19 protein-coding genes are annotated in these 20068 nt (G+C 67.2%); 11 read left to right on the plus strand and 8 right to left on the minus strand.

Annotated features, from left to right (window positions below; all coding sequences use genetic code 11):
• Nucleotides 1-34 precede the first annotated feature (34 nt).
• Complete coding sequence (locus PLE19_06585) at nucleotides 35-766, plus strand: NAD+ synthase (protein HPD14594.1); 732 nt, start codon at nucleotides 35-37, stop codon at nucleotides 764-766.
• Between the two features lie 231 nt (nucleotides 767-997).
• Here the strand turns inward: PLE19_06585 and PLE19_06590 are convergent, their stop codons facing one another.
• Nucleotides 998-2083, minus strand: coding sequence for a hypothetical protein (locus tag PLE19_06590; GenBank protein HPD14595.1), 1086 nt, complete (start codon nucleotides 2081-2083; stop codon nucleotides 998-1000).
• 71 nt (nucleotides 2084-2154) lie between these two features.
• Complete coding sequence (locus PLE19_06595; protein HPD14596.1) at nucleotides 2155-3216, minus strand: dihydrodipicolinate synthase family protein; 1062 nt, start codon at nucleotides 3214-3216, stop codon at nucleotides 2155-2157.
• Nucleotides 3217-3443: 227 nt separating this feature from the next.
• Here PLE19_06595 and PLE19_06600 point away from each other — a divergent pair, with 227 nt between their 5' ends.
• The gene (locus PLE19_06600) at nucleotides 3444-4328 is read left to right on the plus strand and encodes an SAM-dependent methyltransferase (GenBank protein HPD14597.1); all 885 of its coding nucleotides are present in this window, start codon (nucleotides 3444-3446) and stop codon (nucleotides 4326-4328) included.
• An 18-nt stretch (nucleotides 4329-4346) separates the two neighbouring features.
• Here PLE19_06600 and PLE19_06605 read toward each other — a convergent pair whose 3' ends face one another.
• The 4 genes from PLE19_06605 to PLE19_06620 form a co-directional block, all read right to left on the minus strand.
• Nucleotides 4347-5012, minus strand: a complete 666-nt coding sequence (locus PLE19_06605) for an HAD family phosphatase (GenBank protein HPD14598.1) — start codon at nucleotides 5010-5012, stop codon at nucleotides 4347-4349.
• Nucleotides 5013-5018: 6 nt separating this feature from the next.
• On the minus strand, nucleotides 5019-5882 hold the full coding sequence (gene rsgA, locus PLE19_06610; GenBank protein HPD14599.1) for a ribosome small subunit-dependent GTPase A: 864 nt from the start codon (nucleotides 5880-5882) through the stop codon (nucleotides 5019-5021).
• Between the two features lie 251 nt (nucleotides 5883-6133).
• Nucleotides 6134-7285 (minus strand): type II secretion system protein, encoded by a 1152-nt coding sequence (locus tag PLE19_06615; protein HPD14600.1) that lies wholly within the window; start codon nucleotides 7283-7285, stop codon nucleotides 6134-6136.
• 348 nt (nucleotides 7286-7633) lie between these two features.
• Nucleotides 7634-8782, minus strand: coding sequence for a prepilin-type N-terminal cleavage/methylation domain-containing protein (locus tag PLE19_06620; protein ID HPD14601.1), 1149 nt, complete (start codon nucleotides 8780-8782; stop codon nucleotides 7634-7636).
• A 731-nt stretch (nucleotides 8783-9513) separates the two neighbouring features.
• On the opposite strand from PLE19_06620, the gene PLE19_06625 reads away from it, so the two are divergent.
• Nucleotides 9514-10683, plus strand: a complete 1170-nt coding sequence (locus tag PLE19_06625; GenBank protein ID HPD14602.1) for a glycosyltransferase family 4 protein — start codon at nucleotides 9514-9516, stop codon at nucleotides 10681-10683.
• A gap of 15 nt (nucleotides 10684-10698) precedes the next feature.
• On the opposite strand, the gene trpE is transcribed toward PLE19_06625, so the two are convergent.
• On the minus strand, nucleotides 10699-12198 hold the full coding sequence (gene trpE, locus PLE19_06630) for an anthranilate synthase component I (GenBank protein HPD14603.1): 1500 nt from the start codon (nucleotides 12196-12198) through the stop codon (nucleotides 10699-10701).
• Between the two features lie 208 nt (nucleotides 12199-12406).
• Between trpE and raiA the strand changes: the two genes are divergently transcribed.
• The 8 genes from raiA (at nucleotide 12407) to obgE (ending at nucleotide 18805) form a co-directional block, all read left to right on the plus strand.
• Nucleotides 12407-12784, plus strand: a complete 378-nt coding sequence (raiA, locus tag PLE19_06635) for a ribosome-associated translation inhibitor RaiA (GenBank protein ID HPD14604.1) — start codon at nucleotides 12407-12409, stop codon at nucleotides 12782-12784.
• Between the two features lie 27 nt (nucleotides 12785-12811).
• Nucleotides 12812-13120 (plus strand): HPr family phosphocarrier protein, encoded by a 309-nt coding sequence (locus PLE19_06640; protein HPD14605.1) that lies wholly within the window; start codon nucleotides 12812-12814, stop codon nucleotides 13118-13120.
• Nucleotides 13121-13151: 31 nt separating this feature from the next.
• Nucleotides 13152-14882 carry a phosphoenolpyruvate--protein phosphotransferase gene (ptsP, locus tag PLE19_06645; GenBank protein HPD14606.1) on the plus strand — a complete coding sequence of 577 codons (1731 nt, stop codon included), beginning with the start codon at nucleotides 13152-13154 and terminating at the stop codon, nucleotides 14880-14882.
• Between the two features lie 66 nt (nucleotides 14883-14948).
• Complete coding sequence (locus tag PLE19_06650) at nucleotides 14949-15623, plus strand: TIGR03936 family radical SAM-associated protein (GenBank protein HPD14607.1); 675 nt, start codon at nucleotides 14949-14951, stop codon at nucleotides 15621-15623.
• Complete coding sequence (locus tag PLE19_06655) at nucleotides 15608-17146, plus strand: Rne/Rng family ribonuclease (protein ID HPD14608.1); 1539 nt, start codon at nucleotides 15608-15610, stop codon at nucleotides 17144-17146. The genes PLE19_06650 and PLE19_06655 overlap by 16 nt, the downstream gene beginning before the upstream one ends.
• 17 nt (nucleotides 17147-17163) lie before the next feature.
• On the plus strand, nucleotides 17164-17478 hold the full coding sequence (gene rplU / locus PLE19_06660; GenBank protein HPD14609.1) for a 50S ribosomal protein L21: 315 nt from the start codon (nucleotides 17164-17166) through the stop codon (nucleotides 17476-17478).
• Between the two features lie 18 nt (nucleotides 17479-17496).
• A complete protein-coding gene (rpmA, locus tag PLE19_06665) occupies nucleotides 17497-17739 on the plus strand; it encodes a 50S ribosomal protein L27 (GenBank protein ID HPD14610.1) in 243 nt (80 codons plus the stop codon).
• Nucleotides 17740-17761: 22 nt separating this feature from the next.
• The gene (gene obgE / locus PLE19_06670) at nucleotides 17762-18805 is read left to right on the plus strand and encodes a GTPase ObgE (protein ID HPD14611.1); all 1044 of its coding nucleotides are present in this window, start codon (nucleotides 17762-17764) and stop codon (nucleotides 18803-18805) included.
• Here the strand turns inward: obgE and PLE19_06675 are convergent.
• Complete coding sequence (locus PLE19_06675; protein HPD14612.1) at nucleotides 18761-20068, minus strand: TRAP transporter large permease; 1308 nt, start codon at nucleotides 20066-20068, stop codon at nucleotides 18761-18763. The two genes, obgE and PLE19_06675, sit on opposite strands and share 45 nt — an antisense overlap.

The raw sequence follows: 20068 nt of genomic DNA on the forward strand, positions 1-20068 counted from the left end.
TCACCGGGATGAGCCCCGAGCCGCAGGAGCCAGCATGTCTCTAGCCGACGATATTGTCCGATGGATTCGCTCGGTCGTTACCGATGCCGGCGCCGATGGGCTCGTCATCGGCCTGAGCGGCGGCATTGATTCCGCCGTCGCCGGTGCGCTCGCCGCGCGCGCTCTCCCTGGCAAAGTGCTCGGCGCGATCTTGCCGTGTGAGAGCGACCCGCGCGATGCGCACGATGCGCGGCTCGTCGCCGCCCGATTCGACATCGAGACGACCGAGATTGACCTCACGAACGCCTACCTCACGCTCGCCGCCGCGCTGCCCGACGCGCCCGCCCTCACGCGCGCGAACCTCAAGCCCCGCCTCCGCATGCTCGTGCTCTACTACCTGGCGGCCAGCCGCAACGCCCTCGTCTGCGGCGCCAGCAACCGCAGCGAACTTGCCATCGGCTACTTCACCAAGTTCGGAGATGGCGGGGTTGATCTCATGCCCATCGGCGGCCTCCTCAAGCGCCAAGTCAGGGAGCTTGCGGCAGCGCTGGACGTTCCCAAGCCAGTCATCGAGCGCCCGCCTACGGCGGGACTCTGGCCGGGGCAGACGGATGAAGGCGAAATGGGCCTCACCTATGAACAACTCGACGCGGCCCTGCTCGCACTGGACGGCGACGCGACTGTCGCGGTCGCCCCTGAGGTTGTCGCCCGCGTGCGCCGGATGATTCAGAGGTCCGCGCACAAGCGGTCGCTTCCCCCGATCTACACGCCTGCCCGAGTGCCATGAAGAGCTGAGTGGGCGGGCTGCTCGACTCCACGGCGATCCACAGCCCCAGGTATACATTGGCGGAGGGGGTCCAAGGGCTTGTGAAATGCTCCTGGGCAGCGTAGAAAACATAATATATATTATCAGACGTCTTCGGTAGTCGTTGGACGCCCTGCGTCAGCATACGCCGGGCAATCGCCCTCAGGTGCCATGGCTCGGGATTGGGAGGTCGAGACCGGGCGGGCCGGGCTCTCAGTCCGCCCGCCTCCAGGTGGTCGCCTCGATGCGGTAGCCGAGGGCTTCGGCCTGCTCTAGCACGGTGGGAAGCCTGTCAACAGGTATGGTCGCAACGGCGTTGGGGCCGCCAGCCTTCGGGTCGCTGAAGCCCGAGGCGTCGAAGTGCTGAAGAAGCTTGTCATCGGTGGCGCGGGGGGCGGTGAGTGTGAGTGTGGTTGCCTGGCGGCTGGCAAGGTCGGCGATGAGGGTGGCGTAGTGGCCTTTGAGCTTCGTGAGAGTGTCGGAGGTGACGAGCCAGGTGCCGTCGTCGGTGTACTCGAAGGCCCAGGTGGAAGCCGCAGGGAGATAAGCGATGGCGCGCGCTCCATGGCGGGCGCGTCGGGCAGCCTGATCGTAGGTGAAGCCCTCCGCTTTCACGTCGAGTGCGACTGCCTGGGTGAACAGCATGGGCGGCTGGTCGTGGATGCGGGCCGGCCGATACAGGAGATACCGCTCGGGTTGGGGGTCGGTGTCGGTCAGTTCGGAGGCGCCGAGGCGGGTGAAGACTTCGGTGTAGCGTTCGGCATCGGGGGGAACGGCGTCGGGCTTGGTGCGCACGAAGAGGCGGCTTTGTTCGCGGCTGGGCGTCAGGGGCACGTAGTAGAGGTCGGCGTAGAGGAGCTTGCGATAGGACGCGAGGGCCTGGATGGTGAAGGTCTGAGAAAGCTGCTGGCCAGGCAGCAGAATGCGAGGGTGGAGAAAGCGCGAGTCGGGGACGTGGCGCCACTGGTTGCCGTCGCGGGTGTGGTCCACCTCGATGCGGTCGAGCGTCTGGAGGTGGCGCACTTCGGTGGCCTGGAGAGGCTTGTAGTATTCGACTTCAGCGAGGGTGCGTCGTTGGACGAGGTACTGCGCGGCGTCGGGGCGGACGTAGAGGCCCAGGGAGAGCGGAATGATGGGGACGCTGTAGGAGTTGGTGATGGTGAGCGCGACCTGGGTGTTGCTGCCCTCGGTGACGGCGTGGGCGGTGGCCACTGTGAGGAGGCGGCGCGGGCGCGGGTCGCAGGCCGCGGCAGCGAGCGCCAGGATGCCGAGCACAAGGTGGCTGAAACGTGCGTTCAATCGGATGCCCCCTGCCCTGCTAGGTGCGGTTCGAGCGTCGCAGTCAGCGGCGGAGCGCTCCGCCAGCCGTGTCAGTCGTTGGGGTACGCCAGCGATGCCCACAGTTCGTCGTTGCTCAAACGGTGGTCGAGCGACACACCGAAGGCCGTCTCGATGGGTGCGAGGATCTCGGGATTGGCGCGCCACACGGCTCGCGCCGCCTCGCGGACGACGGCCACACCGGCGCGGGTCATATGTCCCAGCGGCCGGCGGCAGCCGGCGCGGATCATGCCGAGCCCGCGCATGAGGGTCTTGATTGGAAGCGGGTTGCGGAACTTGTCGCGAACGGTGAGCGTGCGCCCCGCAATCGTGCGCTCGCTGGCTACGGTGACAGTGACGATGCCGAAGAGCGGTTCGAGGGCATTGGCCAGCCGGTCCCCCTCAGAGCGATTGCCCTGGGCGAGGGCGCGCGCCATGCGCTCGACGGCCGCGGGTGCGACGTTGGAGACGACCGACACGACGCCGCTTGCGCGGATGGCAGGGTCGCTCATCATGGCCGGTGTCAGGTTGTCGTCGCCTGAGAGGATATCGAAGTCGGCGCCGACGAGGGTGCGGGTGGCCGCCATGCGCGCGAGGTCGCCGGTGGCCTCCTTGACGGCCCGGACGTTCGGGTGTTCGAGGGCCAGGAGGGCCAGGTCCTCGGGTGCGAGCGCGGTGCCGCTGCGGCCGGGGATGATGTAAGGCACGACCTTCGCGCCGCGGCAGGCGTCGGCGATGACGCCGTGGTACTCGCGGCGCAGTTCCAGGCTCGACGGGCCGTTGTAATAGCAGTCCACGAGCAGCACGGCTTCGGCGCCCGCCTCCAGGGCGTGGTGGGACCCGCGAAGGGCCTCGGCCGTGGAGTTGGACCCCGTTCCCGCCAGCACGAAGCACCGGCTGCCGCGCAGGCGCAGCGTCGCCTCGATCACTTTGTTGTGCTCGCCCCACGTGAGCGTGGGCGATTCGCCGGTCGTGCCCGTCGGCACGAGGCCGGTGATCCCCTGGCTCACCTGGAAATCCACCAGGCGCTCGAACTCGGGCCACGAGATCCTGTCGCTCCGCGTGAACGGAGTCACCAGAGCCGTCCAGGCCCCCTCGAATCGTCTCAGCTCCACAGGCCATCTCTCCTAGTGTGGGCGTCCGCGGCACGGCCAGCGGCTGCGCGGAATTGCACAGTATTCTAGCAATCGCGGGCGCACGATGCAAGACGTTGACATTCGCGCCCCGCGCTGCTATAGTAGTGACGCCGAGCGACGTTGGGCGGCGCTTGGCCTCGCAGTGCGAATGCGGGCGGCAGGCGCCCGCTCTCCCGGGGACTCCTCGATCTGCCGCTGAGAGGGTAATGAGCAGCTACGAACTGGGCGAACCGGCGCTCGGACCCAGCCAGCGGACCTATCTGACGTCCGGCCTGGCGCGCGCCATTCTCAAGGCGCGCCGCCTGCACGAAGCCAAGGTCACCGTCTCTCTCGACCTCAATCGCACAAGGTCCGTCGTGCATCTTCTGCCCGAGAGCGTCCGCTTCCCCGATGGCAGCGAACTCTCCCTCAAGAAGCTTCGCACGGTGCTCCGCAAGGGCTTGCGCGTCTACCTTGTCGAGAGGGGCGAGCTGATCCCCGTCGAGCGCCGCGGCAACTTCTACTACAAGCTGATGGCCACTGATTCGGCGCCCACGCTGGAGATCAGCGGCATCAAGATGCATCGCAGCGAAGGCTGCTGCCCCTACGCACAGGCCGAGGCCATCGTGCGTACCGTCGTCCGCCCGGGCGACCGTGTGCTGGACTCCTGCGGCGGCCTGGGCTACACGGCCATCTGGGCTGCCCGCCTGGGCGCCGACCGTGTGGTTTCCATCGAGCACGACCTCGACGTGCTGGAGATGGCGCGGCTCAATCCCTGGTCCGAGGAGTACTTCTTCGACGCGCGGATTGACGTGATCCCGGAGGACGTCACGCGGTTTCTCGCAGCGGAGCCTTCAGGGTCGTTCGATGCCATTGTGCACGATCCGCCCCACGTGTCGCGGGCCGGTGAGCTCTACGGACGCGATTTCTACTTCGAGCTGAGCCGCGTGCTGACCGCCACGGGGAAACTCTACCACTACGTCGGCGAGCCCTTTTCTCGGCGCAAGGGCAAGGACATCCACAGCGGCATCTCGGAGCGGCTGGCGAACGTTGGCTTCGAGCCCCGCTATGTGGAGGAGTTGGCGGGCTTCGTCTGCACGAAACGCCGCTGACAAGCCTCAAGGCCCCCCTTATCCCGCCCGGACGAACCGCAGCACGCTGTCGGCATCCGCCAGACTCGCTACTGTAAGGTCCGCCGCGGCCAGCCGCTCAGCCGGCAACGAGTTCGTGATTCCTATACACCGCATGCCCGCCGCCTTGGCGGCCTGGATGCCCAGGGCCGAATCCTCGATCACCGTGCACCGAGCCGGCTCGATTGCGAGCCTCGCCGCAACGTGCAAGTAGATTTCCGGGTGAGGCTTATGGCGCTTCACATCGTCGGCGCCAGCGACGGCATCGAAATGCGAGCGCAGCCTCAGCGCGGCAAGCGCCGTCTCGATGCTCCGCCTAGGCGAGTTCGATGCCACCCCCAAGCGGCATTCGGGGTGCAGGCGTGTGACCAGTTCGACCACCCCGGGGAACGGCCGCACATCTGCCTTGAGAATGCCAGCGAACACCCGACGCTTCTCATCCAGGCACCGGCGCACATCGAGGGCCGGGCCACGCCGCGTGAAGAGCCATGCCAGCCAGTCCCCGTCCGCCATGCCCACGCCGTGTGCGTACTCCTCGTCGCTCACGATGATCCCACATGCCGCGAACACCCGGCGCCAGGCCTCGACGTGCAGGGCCTCGCTGTCCACCAGCACCCCGTCCAGGTCGAAGATCACGGCCCTGGTGCGAACGTCGGCAGGCGACATGGCCGGTTATCGCCTCCTCCGGGCCGGGTCGGGTGCAGGCAGGCTCTCGTAGATTCGGCAGTAGCTTTCGTAGCGCTCGGGGTCAATCGCGCCGCTCTCCACCGCGGCCGCAATGGCGCAGCCGGGCTCATGCCGGTGCGAGCAGTCAGCGAAGCGGCACTGGCCGAACCGCTCGGCCATCTCGGGGAAGCAGTGCTGAAGCTCGTCCCGCTCGATGTTGTAAAGGGCAAATTCCCGAATACCCGGCGTATCAACCACATAGCCGCCGAACTCCAGCGGCAGCAGCGACACGGCGGTGGTGGTGTGCCTGCCTTTCCCTGTTGACGCGCTCACGTCGCCAACGCGCAGGTCGAGCCCAGGCTGCACCGACATCAGCAAGGCGGACTTGCCCACGCCCGACTGCCCTGCGAAGACGGATGTCTTGTCCCTCAGCGCCGCCCGAAGGTCCTCCAGGCCTACACCCGACACTGCGCTGGTCGCCAGCGCGCGGTACCCAAGCCGGCGGTACAGCTCCAACACCGGCTCATAGGCCGCGGCATCGGCCAGATCGATCTTGTTGAGGCACACGGCGACATCGAGGCCGCCGTGCTCGCCGGAGACCACGAGACGGTCGAGCAGACGGCGATTCAGCTCAGGCTCAGCCACCGAGGCGACCACGACGAGCTGGTCCACGTTCGCCGCCACCACCTGCTCCGCCTCGCGCTCCCCCGCGGCCTTGCGCGACAGTTTGCCGCCTTTCCGAGGCTCGACCCCCTCGACCACCCCCTCGCCAGACGGCAGAAGAGAAAAGCGTACCCGATCCCCGACGGCGATGGGGCGTGTCTGGGCACCTTTGCGCAGCCGCCACTTGCCGGGCAGCGAGCATCGCACAGAGCTCCCCCCGCTCAGCACGATGCAGGCGGCTGTGTCAAGCCTGATGATGACGCCTTCTGCCATACTTACGCCGAGACCACTGCAATGTCTGCGGAATATCGAACATGCCGGCTCCATTATCGCCGCCATGTGGTTGATGTCAAGCGGCTGCCCAGGTTCACGCATGAAACGCCGCACGCGCTGCCTGCCTTGAAGGCCGACAGCGCGTGCGCGAGGAAAGCAGACCACGATGGGCCGCCTTGGGAACCTCACTCCCCGTTCGCGAGGCATGTGCAAGGCGAGTTGTTGCACTTGCAGATCTGGATCTTTGCTCCGACGGCGTTGATGTCAATCCACCACTTGCCCATCGCCCTGCCCCGGCTGGACTTGGTGTTGTAGAGTGTGACCACCATCGTGCCGCCGTCCTTCGTCGTCAGGATGTAGCGGTTCTTGTTCTCAAGTACCAGCCTCTCATTGAGATAGGTCTTGTTCTCGAATTCGCCCGTGTAAGTGAGGGAGTTCTGGTTGCCATTGCCCTTGGGTTTGAGCAGGATGTACGACGCGCTCAGGGGGATGCCAAGGTAGCCGTTGGCCTGCGCCGACCCGTTGTGCAGTTCGTCGCGGGTCACGATGATGAGCTCGCCGCCCGTCATGAGACTGAAACGGAGCTCGAACTCGAAGTCGTCGTTATTGTTGGGGTTAAGGTTGATCGAGCCGCCGATGGTTCCATCGGAGGTCACGGTGCCCCCGGAAGTGGTGCCACCCGTGCTTCCACCCGTGGTGGTGGTGGTGGTGGTCGTCGTCGTGGTGGTACCGTCCGTGCTGCCATCGGTAGGGGCCGTTGCATCCCCTGTGTTGGTGGATGTGTCCGAGGTGGCGCCAGGCGTCGTTGGCGATGTGGTTGGAGCCGTGGTATCGGTGCCCGGCTGGGATCCAGAAAGGATCGCGACGACAGTGGCCGGGTCCTCGGGAAGCGCGAGATTGTCTATCCGCTCCACAATACTGCCCGTCTTCAGGACGACGGCGGTCGTGCCATCCTCAGTCACGAAAGCGGTGAGGTAGTGGCCGCTGGCGTCCGCTTCGTTGTCGTAGGGCTCGAGATAAAGCTTGCTGAGGGTCTCGCCCGGGGTTGCCTCCTCCGCCAGCGGATTGCTGAACACATCAACGTTCGAGACGAATGGAGCGAGGAAGGTCGCCAGGTTGGCGCCCTCCGGCGGGTAGCACTCGTACTTCCTGCTGAACAGTTCGAGCGCCATGCCCACCTGTTTGAGGTTATTGGCCGCTACCACGACCCGTGCGGAAAGCCTCGCGCCCCTGTAGACGCTGAACCCCAGCGAAAGCAGTATGCCGATGACAGCGATGACCGCGAAGAGCTCGATGACGACGAATGCCCTGCGACCAGCTCCCACTCTCCTGACCATGGCGGGCCTCCTTGCCAAGCATTCCCTGGATCGGGACCCCGCCAACGTCTTCTAGCTCGAGCAACTCTTGTGCCAGTCGAGACAGGCATTTCCGGGGATAAACTCTAACACCCACGCGGAACGCAGCTTAGACCTCCTGCTGCACGCTCCGCCGCGCAAGGCCACGCAGCGGCAAAGACGCGTCGCCACCGATCTCCAACGAGAATACCCGCCACGCGGGGCCTCCACGGCCCTCCCGCTGGTCCTGTCGCACGCTGCCTTGGGCTGCACCGGCTGGGTACAGACACGCGGCGCTCGCCTTGTTGGCGAGCGCCGCGTGATGTCAAGCGGACCGGCTTGGTGGCCCTACTACTCTGGCTTGCACACACAGGGCGTCTGGTTGCACTTGCAGATCTGGATCTTCGCCCCGACGGCGTTGATGTCGATCCACCACTTGCCCATCGCCCTGCCCCGGCTGGACTTCGTGTTGTAGAGCGTGACCACCATCGTGCCGCCGTCCTTCGTCGTCAGGATGTAGCGGTTCTTGTTCTCGAGGCGCAGCGTCTCGTTGTTGTAGGTCTTGCCTTCGAATGTGCCTGTGTAGGTCAGAGAGTTCTGGTTGCCGTTCCCCTTGGGCTTCAGGAGAATGTAGGAGGCGCTCAGGGGCACGCCGAGATAGCCATTCGCCGCGGCGGAGCCGTCGTGCAGGTTGTCGCGCGTCACGACGATGAGTTCACCGCCCCCGATCAGGTTGAAGCGAAGCTCGAACTCGAAGTCGTCGTTGTTGTTGGGATTCAGATTGATTGACCCGCCCACCGTGCCCTCAGGCGTGGTGGTGGCAGGAGGCGTACTGGTGCCCCCACCCGTGCTCGTGCCGCCCGTTCCAGAGCCGCCCGTGCTGTCGGGGCTCGTCGGGGGCGACGTGCTGGGTTCAGTGGTCGTCGGGGGCGGCGTGCTGGGCTCCGTGGGTGTCGGAGGCGGTGTGCTGGGCTCGGTGGTTGTTGGAAGCGGCGTGCTCGGCTCCGCGCTGGGCGGCGTCCCCGACAGAATCGCGACGATGCTGTCCGGATCGCTGGGCAGCGACAGGTTGTCTACCCGCTCCACAATGTTGCCCGTCTTCAGGACGACGGCGGTCGTGCCGTCCTCGGTCACAAAGGCTGTGAGATAGGAACCCGGTCGGTCGGCCTCCTCATCGTAGGGTTCTACGTAGAGTTCGCTCAGGGTCTTGCCGGGGGTCGGCTCGTCCGCCAGCGGGTTGTTGAAGACCTCTGGATTCTGCACAAACGGGGCGAGCATGGTGGCAAGGTTGGCGCCTTCGGGCGGATAGCACTCGTACTTCTTGTTGAAGAGTTCGAGCGCCATGCCCACCTGCTTGAGGTTGTTGCTCGCCACCACAACCCGTGCGGACAGCCTCGCGCCCTTGTAGACGCTGTAGCCGAGGCTCAGCAGCACCGCGATGATGGTGATTACCGTGACCACCTCGATGATCACGAAGCCACGACCCCGCCGCTTCACCATGCGAAGTCTCCTTTCAGCACCAGAGGGCACCTGAAGGAAGCAAAGACCGAGACTATGTAGGGGAAGTGGAGGCAGCCACAAGACTTGTGACTTGCCTGGCTGCCGCCTTGTCGTGCCGCCCGTCGTCCCGCCACGTGAGGTCCCGCCGCTTGAGTACCACATGCGTGATACAATCAAACCACCGCTGGCTCATCCACTTGTATTATACCCCAGATCACTGGGATTGCAAGGCGGCGGTGCCAACCCAGATACGTAGCCGATGCCACCATTCCCTGAGTGGCTGCCGGCTAGTCCTGTCGCCCGAGTGCCATTGCCTACAAGTCAATGAGCCGCTAGCTCTGGATCTCGGTCTCAGCAAATCCAGTGCCCGCCTCGGACGGAATTAGCGGTAGATGGCTTAAGTGTTTATCTTGGAATATCTTACGAGGCCATGGCGAGCGCGCTGGCTTGCCGCGCCTATGGGCGGCTCGCACGGCTTCCGTGCCAATTACCCGTAAAGCGGGACCCTTCCCGGCCATCCTTGCGGCCCGGCCTGGCCGCGCGGCGCTCTGCCCGGGCAGCCTCCCGCGCCGATCCACAGGAACCAGGCGTCCGGGGCCTGGCCTTGCTGCACCAGCATCCTTGTGGTACCATTCATTTGTGTTGCAGCAGGACGGCCCGACCTTGCGCGTTCCAGCCGGCGAGGCACCCGAATGGCTCGGATAAGGCTGCTTCAGGTTCTCGAGGCTAACGTGGGCGGCGCGCGCAAACACGTCTACCAGCTCGTGCGGGGCCTCGACCAGTCGCGCTTCGAGGTGCACCTGGCGTGTTCGCTGGAACGCGACCGCGGCGTGGAGCGCGAACTGGCCGGGCTGAACGCGGCGGGGATTCGAACGGTTCCCATCCGCATGCTCCGGCGCCCTGCCCCACTGGCGGATCTGGCCGCGCTCCGTGCCCTCAGCCGCCTGATGCGGACGGAGCGGTTCGACATCGTTCACACTCACGCGTCTAAGGCGGGCTTCCTGGGGCGCCTGGCGGCCCGGCGCGCCGGCGTGCCAGCGATTGTCCACACGCCCCACACCTTCCCGTTCGAGCGGCGCGATACCCGCCTCGCCCCTCTGTACCGGCTTCTGGAGCGCATCGCCAGCGGGTGGGCGCATCGGATTGTCTTGGTGTCGGCGAGCCAGCGCGCGATTGCGGAGCAGGCGGGGCTCGGCGCCCGCACCCAACTGGCCGTGGTGCCGAACGGCATCCGACTGCCGGCGGCGGACCCCGCTGAGACGCGGCGCAGGCACCGTTCTGAGCTGGGATTGGGCAGCTCGGACCTCGCGGTGGGATTCGTCGGGCGCATCTCGCCGCAGAAGGACGTGCAGGCGTTCCTGGCGGCGGCTGGTGCGCTCAGCCGCGAGTTCCAGGGCATGCGGCTGTTTCTGGCGGGAGGGGCTGACGATCTGCGGTACCTGCGGGCGCTGCGTCCGGCGATCTCGCCCGAGGCATGGGGCGTGGCCACGGGCGCCATTGCGGCGAAGGCGCGCGTCTGCTGGTCACGCGAACTGCCCGTCGAGGTGCTTGGCTACAGGCCCGATGCCCCAGAGCTCGTGGCGGCGTTCGATGTCGTTCTCCTGCCCTCGCGCTACGAGGGGCTCCCCTACTCTCTTCTCGAGGCGATGGCTCAGCAGGTGGCTGTCGTGGCCTCCGATGTCACGGGCAACCACGACGTGCTGGAGCATGGCCGAACCGGCTTCCTGGTCCCCGTTGGCGACGTGTCGGCGCTGGTGGCCTGTGCGCGCCGGGCCCTCGCCGACCCATTGCTGCGTCAGTCTCTGGGACGCGCTGCCAGGGAGCGGGTGGCGTCGGAGTTCACGGAGGAGGAGTTCCTGAGGCGGATGACGGGGCTCTATGAGCAGTTGCAGGCGCAGTGAGCGCCGGCGGCGGGCTCATGTGCCCGTCGCCTTAGGCATCTGGCGCTCCGCCACCTCGATGGCGCGGAGCAGCGCTCGGGCCTTGTTGATGGTTTCCTCATACTCAAGGGCGGGCACTGAGTCGGCCACGACGCCGCCGCCCGCCTGCACGTAGGCTTTGCCGGCATGGAAGACGAGGGTGCGCAGCGTGATGCAGGTGTTGATATTGCCGAAGTAGTCCATGGCGCCCACCGCGCCGGCGTACGGGCCGCGGCGGGTGCGCTCCATTTCGTCAATGATCTGCATCGCCCGCACCTTCGGCGCGCCGGACACCGTGCCCGCGGGCATGCACGCCCGCAGCACGTCGAACGGGCTGTGGCGCTCGCGGTCGAGCCGCCCCTCGACATTTGACGTGATGTGCATGACGTGCGAGTAGCGCTCGATCACCATCTCCTCGGTGACGCGGACCGTGCCGTATCGGGAGACGCGGCCCACGTCGTTGCGGCCGAGGTCGAGGAGCATCACGTGCTCGGCGCGCTCCTTGGGGTCGCGGAGGAGTTCCTCGGCCAGCGCGTCATCCTCTTCCGGCGTTGCTCCGCGGCGCCGCGTTCCGGCGATGGGGCGCACGGTGATCTTGTCGCCCTCGAGCTTGACCATGACCTCGGGCGAAGCGCCCACCAGCGTGACATCGTCCAGCTTCAGGTAGAACATATACGGGGAGGGGTTTACGACTCTCAGCGCCCGGTACACGTCGAACGGGTCGGCGTGTGTCTCGACCTCGAGCCGCTGGGAGGGGACCACCTGAATGATGTCGCCGGCCTTGATGTACTCCTTGCAGCGGAGGACCACATCCTCGTAGTCGGCCTGCGAGATGTTCGATCGGTATCGGAGCGTGATGTCGCCCACCGGGCGGATGTCGTCGGTGAGGGTCATCACCGGGGTGCGCAGGCGCTCCACCACGGCGTCCACGGCGGCGACCGCCTCGTCGTAGGCTTGCCGCGCCGAGCGCCCGCCGAGACGGGCGTTGCTCACCACCTTGATGGTCTTGAAGACGTGGTCGAACACCACCAGGGTGTCGCAGGCCATCAGGCAGTAGTCGGGGAGGCCTCGGTCGTCCGGCGGAGCGTTGGGCAAGTGCTCCACGTAGCGCACCACATCGTAAGCCAAATAGCCCACGACGCCGCCGGCGAAACAGTCCAGCCCCTGGACCCGTGCGGGCCGGCTCTGAGCCAACAGGCTCTCGATGTCGCGCAACGGGTCGCTCGATTCGTTGCGCGCGACTTCGGCCCCGCGGATGACCTCCACAAGGTTGCGCGTGGCGCGGATGATGGCGCGCGGCTCGGCGCCGAGGAACGAGTAGCGCCCGATGCGCTCGCCGCCGGTGACGCTCTCGAGGAGGAAGCCGTGCCCGGCGACCCCGAGCTTCTGGAACGCCGAGACCGGGGTCAGCGTATCCGCGAGAAGCTGGCGATAGACGGGGACCACGTTGGCGGTCTGGGCGAGCCGCTGGAATTCGTCAAATGGCGGGTAGTGCACGCGCAGGCTCTCTTCCGAAGTGCCAGGCCCTTGTCACATTGGCCCTATGATCTTAGGCTTGAAGGCCATGCTGTCAAGTGGCCCGCGAAAAAAAACTTTGACCGGAACGCCCCTGTGGGCTAAAATAAAGTGCTTTACGGCAGTTGCCCAGGCTGCGTTCCGGCAGCTCACGCTTCTAGTCTGCGCGTACTTCCACAGGAGGCGCTACGTGCCAATCCAGGTGTTTGCACACCATATGCAGTTGCCCGACGATCTCCGCGCGCGTGTGGTCGAGAAGGCACAGCACATCCGGCGAATCTTCGACGGCGTAGTCACGGTGCACGTGACACTGGACGCGGAGAAGGAGCGTCGGCTGGTGGAGGTGGTGGCCAACGTGAGCCACGGTGCGCCGGTGGTCGCTCGGGTGACCACGCAGAACTTGGCGGAGGCCATCGAACTGGCCTTCGACAAGGCTGAAGCTCAGCTTCGCAAGCACAAGGACAGGATTCGCGACCACAGGCCGCGCGAACATGGTGTGGAGGTTCCACCGCCCACGTCTCCCGACGCAGATGAGGAGGCGGGTGAGGAGCCAGCAGGCAAGTGTTAGGCCCCCAGAGCCCCGAGCGTGACCGTCATGGCCGAACCGGAGCAGGCGCCGTATGCCGCGGCACTGGTGTGCGTTGAGCAGGAGGTGGAAATCCCCAATCCGCAGGGGATCCACGCCCGGCCTGCCACGCTGATCGCGAAGACAGCGGCGCCCTTCAAGAGCCAGGTGACTTTGCGCCGCGACGATGCGAGCGCCAATGCGAAGAGCACCATCCAGGTGCTCACGCTCGCGGCCGAGCAGGGGGCGAAGGTGACGGTGCACGCCTGTGGCGAGGACGCGCAACAGGCGGTCGAGGCCCTTGTCGCCCTCGTGCGTCGCGGCTTCGACGAAATGTAGCCCGCGCCTTCGGGAAGAGGTGAACGGAGCCATGATCGAGAAGAAAGGCGTCGCCGCATCGCCCGGGGTGGCGATCGCCGAGGCCCTGGTGCTCGACAGCCGCGAGTTCCCGGTCTCGCACCGCAAGCTCACCGCCGAGGAAGTGCCCGCCGAGCGCGCACGGTTCGAGGCCAGCGTGCAGGCCGCCATCGCCGAGACCCAGGCCATCCAGAAGATGGCCGCCGAGAAGGCCGGCGGCGAATACCTGCGCATCTTCGACGCCCACATTTCCATGCTCCGCGACCCCGAGCTCCACAAGGAGGTCCTCGACACCATCGAGGCCACCCAATGCACGGCGGAGTTCGCCGTCTCCAAAGTCATCAAGAGGCACGCACGCATCCTGCTCGCCGCCGATTTCCTCAAGGATCGCGTGCGCGACCTCTACGATATCGAGCACGCCATCCACCGCCACCTCCAGGGCACCAAGCGCGAAGACATCGGGCGCCTGGAAACCAACGTGATCGTGGTGGCCCATGACCTCACGCCGTCCCAGACCGTCACGCTCGACAAGTCCAAAGTCGTCGCCCTGGCCACGGATGCCGGCGGCCGCACCTCGCACACGGCCATCATCGCGCGCGCTCTCGGCATCCCCGCCGTGGTGGGCCTCGGGACCCTTACCGCCGAGGTGGTTGCCGGCGACCTTCTGGTGGTGGACGGCTCGACCGGCACCGTTGTGGTCAACCCCGACGCCCGCACCCTCGACGCCTACCATGCCAAGGCCCGCAACCTCCAGGAGCACGAGGTGCGGCTGGCCCGGATCCGGCAACTCCCCGCCGAGACGCCCGACGGCCACCGCGTGCGCCTGTACGCCAACATCGAGTCGCCCGAGGAGATCGAGATCGCCCTTCAGCGCGGGGCGGAGGGCGTGGGCCTCTACCGCACGGAGTTTCTCTTCTTCGAGAAGGGCTCGCCGCCCACCGAGGAAGAGCACTACCAGGCCTACCGCCGCGTGGCGCAGGCGCTCGGCAACCGCCCGCTCACCATCCGCACGTTCGACATGGGCGGCGACAAGCTTGAGCCGGGCGGCCAGTGGACAGAGAAGAACCCCTTTCTCGGCTGCCGTTCCATTCGCCTCTGCTTCCAGCGGATGGACCTCTTCCGCACGCAGCTTCGCGCCATTCTGCGCGCCTCTGCCGGCTCGCGTACCAGCATCCTGTTCCCGATGATCACCGACCTGCGCGAGATCCGCCTCGCCAAGAGCATCGTCCGCGAGACCATGGCCCAGCTCGACGCGGCCGGTATCCCGTTCGACCCGCGCATCGAGATGGGCATGATGATCGAGGTGCCCGGCGCGGCGCGCATTGCCGACCTCCTCGCCAAGGAGGTCAACTTCTTCTCCATCGGCACCAACGATCTCGTGCAGTACACGCTGGCCGTGGACCGGGGCAACGAGTGCGTCTCCGCCCTCTACCAGCCCGCCCACCCGGCCATCCTGCGGATCGTGCGCGACGTGATCGAGGTCGGACGCCGCACCGGTACCCGCGTGGCCATGTGCGGCGAGATGTCCGGCGACCTCGTCTACGCCATCCTGCTCGTGGGCCTCGGGCTCGGGGAGTTCAGCGTCAGCCCGGCCGTGTTGCCGCAGGTCAAGGAACTGGTCCGCGCCGTCACCTACGAGCACGCGCGCCAGGTGGCGGCCAGAGCGCTCACCTTCGAAGACCCCGAAGACACGCTGGCCTATCTCAAGGCCGTCAGAGAGGAGGCGCTCCCTGCGGATTCGTGAGCCCCTGGCCCAAGCCACCGCCAGGAGGCGGAGAGGCCGAGATAACGGTACACTCAGGGACCTCGGATGGACGCGCTGCGAGTGCTGGTGCGATTCGCGAAGGAGGGGGACGCACGGTGGCTGTCCCATCGCGACCTGATGCGGCTGTTCGAGCGGGCGCTGCGCAGGGCGGGTCTGCCGGTGCGGATGACCCAGGGCTTCAATCCGCACCCGAAGCTGAGCATCGCGGCGGCCCTGCCCCTGGGGCTGGAGGCCTGCGACGAGGCCCTGGAGGTGGAGCTGGAGCCCACGGTGTCGCCCGACGATGTGCTCCGGCGCCTGGGCGAGCAACTGCCCAACGGGGTTCGGTTGCGCTCCGCCGCCGCCGTGCCCCACGGGGCGCGGGCGCGTGTGGCGTCGTTGGAGTACGAGGCGGAACTGCCGCCCGACTGCCCGCTGACGCCGGGCGACCTCGAGAGTGCGAGAAGCCGCGCGACGCTGCCCGTGCGGCGAGCGAACGGCGAAGAGCGGGATGTACGGCCCGCCCTGCTCGCCCTGAACCTGGAGGCGGGCCGGCTGCGATTCGAGGTGGCGGCATGCGACCGCGGCACACCACGCGCCGCTGAGGTCCTCGCGGCGCTGCTCGGAGACGACTCGGAGGTACTGCGACGGATACGACTGCGACGAACGCGAGTGAGCCTGATGCTCAGCCCGCCGGGGCCGCAGAGCGGCACAGGCGTGACTCGGTGCCTGAGAGGGTGAGCGGCATGCAGCGCAGAATGGTGATCAACGCGCTCGAGCCGGAGGAGAGCCGGATCGCGGTCCTGGAAGACGACGTGCTCCAGGAACTCTACATCCAGCCCACGGCCAGCGAGCAGTGCCTGGGGAACATCTACAAGGGCCGCGTGACGAACGTCGAGCGAAGCATCCAGGCCGCGTTTGTGGATATCGGGCTCCCGAAGAACGCCTTCCTGCACGTCTCGGACGTCAAAGGGGGCAGCGCCGACAACTGGCTGCCGACCGACAGCCCGACCCCCAAGCGCCGCAAGGACGACACGCCGATCCAGAACCTGCTCCAGAAGGGCCAGGAGGTGGTGGTCCAGGTCATCAAGGAGGCCATCGGCAACAAAGGGCCGAGCGTCACGACCTACCTGAGCATCCCCGGCCGCTCGCTGGTGATGATGCCGGGCGTCGTGCACCACGGCGTCTCGCGCAAGATCACCGACGAGGCCGAGCGCGAGCGCCTGCGCAAGCTGCTCGACGAGCTGCCGCTCCCAGCCAACATGGGCTTCATCGTGCGCACGGCAGGCGCGAACGCGCGCAAGGCCGACCTCCAGCGCGACCTCCAGTACCTCCAGCGCCTGTGGTCGGCCGTCGAAGAGCAGACCCGCACGGGCCCCGTGCCCAAGCTGGTGTACCAGGAGAGCGACATCGTGCTGCGCTGCATGCGCGACCTCTTCGCAACCGACATCTCGGAGATTGTGATCGACTCCGAAGACGTGTGCCGCCAGGTGGCCGAGTTCCTGCGCGTGGCCTCGCCCAGCCACCGCAACCTGGTCAAGCTCTACCGCGGCGCTGCGCCCATCTTCGACCACTATCGCATCGAGCCGGAACTCCAGAAGACCTTCGACAACGTGGTGGCCCTCAAGAGCGGCGGCTCCATTGTTATTGACCAGACCGAGGCCCTGGTGGCCATTGACGTCAACTCCGGCCGCTACACGAACGAGGCGGACGTGGAGGAGACCGCGTTCCGCACAAACCTCGAGGCGGCCCGCGAGGCGGCCCGCCAGCTTCGCCTGCGCGACATGGGCGGGGTGATCGTGATCGACTTCATTGACCTGCGCCTCGAAAAGCACCGCCGCGAGGTCGAGAAGACCATGGCGAACGAACTCAAGCGCGACCGCGCCCGCAGCCGCGTGCTCCGCATGTCGCGGTTCGGCCTCATGCAGATCACCCGGCAGCGGGTGCGCCAGGGCACCAAGATGGCCCTCTACGACCGCTGCCCCACGTGCGCCGGCTCGGGCCTGGTCCGCAGCCTCCAGAGCATGGTGCCCCACGTCATGCGCCAGATCCGCCTCGCCCTGTCGAAGAAGGACGTCGAGAGCGTGGAGATCGCCAGCCACCCGAGCGTGGCGGAGCAGATCGCGAACACCAAGCGCCGCGAGCTGGCCCGCCTGGAAGAGCAGGCTCACGCCACGCTTCGCATCACCGGCAGGCCGGACTTCCGGCCCGGCCAGGTCCAAGTCGTTTGCCATCTCAGGGACGGCAAGAAGGCAACCCTCTGAGTCAAGGAGACGCCATCGTGTACGCTGTGATTGAGACCGGCGGCAAACAGTACAAGGTGTCGCCCGGCGAGACCATCGAGGTCGAATCCCTGCCCGACCACGCCGGGGAGCCGGTCGAGTTCGACCGCGTGCTCTTCTACAGCAACGGCGAGGACGTGCGCTGCGGGGCGCCCACCGTGGCCGGCGTGCGTGTGGTGGGCACCGTGGTGGCCCAGGAGCGGGGCGCGAAGATCATCGTCGGCAAGTTCCGCCGCCGAACCGGCTACCACCGCAAGCAGGGCCATCGCCAGGCCATTACCCGCGTGGCCATCGAACGCATCGTGGCCAACTGAACGGAAGGAGATTCCTCCATGGCGCACAAGAAGGGACAAGGCTCGTCCAGGAACGGGCGCGACAGCAATCCGCAGAACCGGGGCGTGAAGCGCTTCGGGGGCCAGCTCGTGGATGCCGGCACCATCATCGTCCGCCAGTGCGGCACCCACTTCAAGCCAGGCGCCAACGTCGGCCGCGGAAGGGATGACACCCTCTTCGCCAAGGCCGCCGGGCGCGTGGAGTTCGGCGCGGGCCGCCGCGTCAATATCCTGCCCGTCTGAGCCCTGGGGGCATGCCGCCGTCATGTTCCTCGACGAGGCATTCATCCAGGTGAAGGGCGGCGACGGCGGCCACGGCTGCGTGAGCTTCCGCCGCGAGAAGTACGTGCCGCGCGGCGGACCCGACGGCGGCGACGGCGGTCGCGGAGGGGACGTGAGCCTCGTCGCGGACCCCGCCGTGGACACGCTCTACGAGTTCACGTTCCACCATCGCATCGCCGCGAGCAACGGCCGCCACGGCAGCGGCGCGAACAAGACGGGCGCCAGCGGCGAGCCGGTCGAGGTCCGCGTGCCCGTCGGCACCCTTGTCTACGATGCCGACACGGGGCTGCTCTTGCGCGACCTCGACCAGCCGGGCGCGCGCATCATCGTGGCCGCCGGCGGCAAGGGCGGGCGTGGCAACCGCCATTTCGCCACCGCTACGGACCGCGCCCCGCGCCAGGCCGAACGCGGCGAACCCGGCCAGGAGCGCAAGCTCCGGCTCGAGCTCAAGCTGCTCGCCGACGTGGGCCTCGTCGGCCTGCCCAACGCGGGCAAGTCTACCCTCATCTCCCGCGTGTCGAACGCGCGCCCCAAGGTGGCCAACTACCCCTTCACCACCCGCTATCCCTGCCTGGGCATCGCGGACGTCGGAGGCTACCGGCGGCTCGTGATCGCCGACATCCCCGGCCTCATCGAAGGCGCCCATCAGGGGCATGGCCTCGGCACCGAGTTCCTCCGCCACATCGAGCGCACGCGGGTCCTCCTGCTCATCCTGGACGCCGCGGGCGTGGACGGCACCCCTCCCCTGCAAGCCTACCGCACGCTGCGCACCGAGCTTGGCCTCTACGGCCATGCCCTGGCCGAGCGGCCACACCTGGTCGCGGTCAACAAGATTGACCTTCCGGACGGCCGCGCAGCCGTCGAGGAACTCCGCTCGGCCCTGCCCGTGGAGGTGCACGCCATTTCCGCCGCCACGGGCGAGGGCGTGGCCGCCCTCCTGGCTGCCCTCACGCGCGTTGTGGATGGCGTTGCGGCGCAACCTTCAGCCGCGGATGCCGCCGGGAAAGAGCCGCAGCAGAATCTCTGAGAGCGCCGGGCAGAAGACGATCACCATCAGTGCCGCCACCTCGGCCAGAATGAACGGCATCGCCGCGCGCGCGACCCGCTCCAGCGGCAGCCGGGCCACCCCGCAGGCCACGAACAGGTTGACCCCCACCGGCGGCGTCACTTGCCCGATGGCCAGGTTCACCGCCAGAATCACCCCGAAGTGCAGCGGCGGTACCCCCAGATGCTTCACCACAGGAAGCAGGATGGGCACGAAGATGTAGTAGATCGAGATCGCGTCGGCCACGCAGCCCGCGGCCAGCACCGCGGCGTTGATCATCAGCAACATGGCCCATCGCGGCACCGGCAGGCGGCTCAGCCAGCTCACCGCCGCCGTAGTGATCCCCTGATCCTCCAGCACCCAGGCGAACAGCGACGCCGCTGCGACGATGACCAGCACCTGGGAAGACACGATCGCCGCTTCCCGGAACACCCCGATCAGCGCACGCAGGCCGAGGTCGCGGTAGAACACCACGTCCACGGCCACCGCGTACGCCACGGCCACTGCCGCAACCCGGGTCGGGCTGGAGAAGCCTCCATAGATGCACACCAGGATCACCACTGGCGCCGCCAGCCCAGGCAGGGCCGCCACCAGGGCGCGAAGCAACTCGCCCCGCACGGCCCGCTCGGCGGCCGAGCCGTAGCCTCGACGCCACGAGGCCCACACCGTGTAGCCGATCAGCGCCGCCCCCACCACGACGCCCGGCAGCACCCCCGCGATGAACAGGTGAAGCACGTTTTCCTCGGCCAGCAGGCCATAGATGACCATAGCGATGGACGGCGGGATGATGATGCCGAGTCCTCCACTTGCGGCCAGCAGGCCGGCAGCGAAGCCGCGGTCGTAACCATTCTCGGCCAACGCGGGGATCATCAGCGACCCGATTGCCGCCACCGTGGCGGGCCCCGAACCCGACATGGCCGCGAAGAACATCGAGACGGCTACGGCCACTACGCCCAGCCCGCCCGGCAGCCCGCCCACCACCAGGCGCGCCAGGCGCACCAGCCGACTCGCCACCCCGCTCTTGGAGAAGGCCAGGCCGGCCGCAATGAATAGCGGGATCGCCATCAGCGATTCGTGCATCAGCGAGCCGACGACCTGGTGGGCGAAGATCGCCAGACCCTGGCCCGGGAGGAAGAGCAGGATGGCGGCCAGAGCGGAAAGGCCGAGGCTGAACGCGATCGGCACCTCCAAGAGGGCCAGGATCACGAACAGCCCCACGAGCGTTGCTGCGACGGCTGCCTGCAC

The organism is Planctomycetota bacterium (genome assembly GCA_035384565.1).
GTDB lineage: Bacteria > Planctomycetota > PUPC01 > DSUN01 > DSUN01 > DAOOIT01.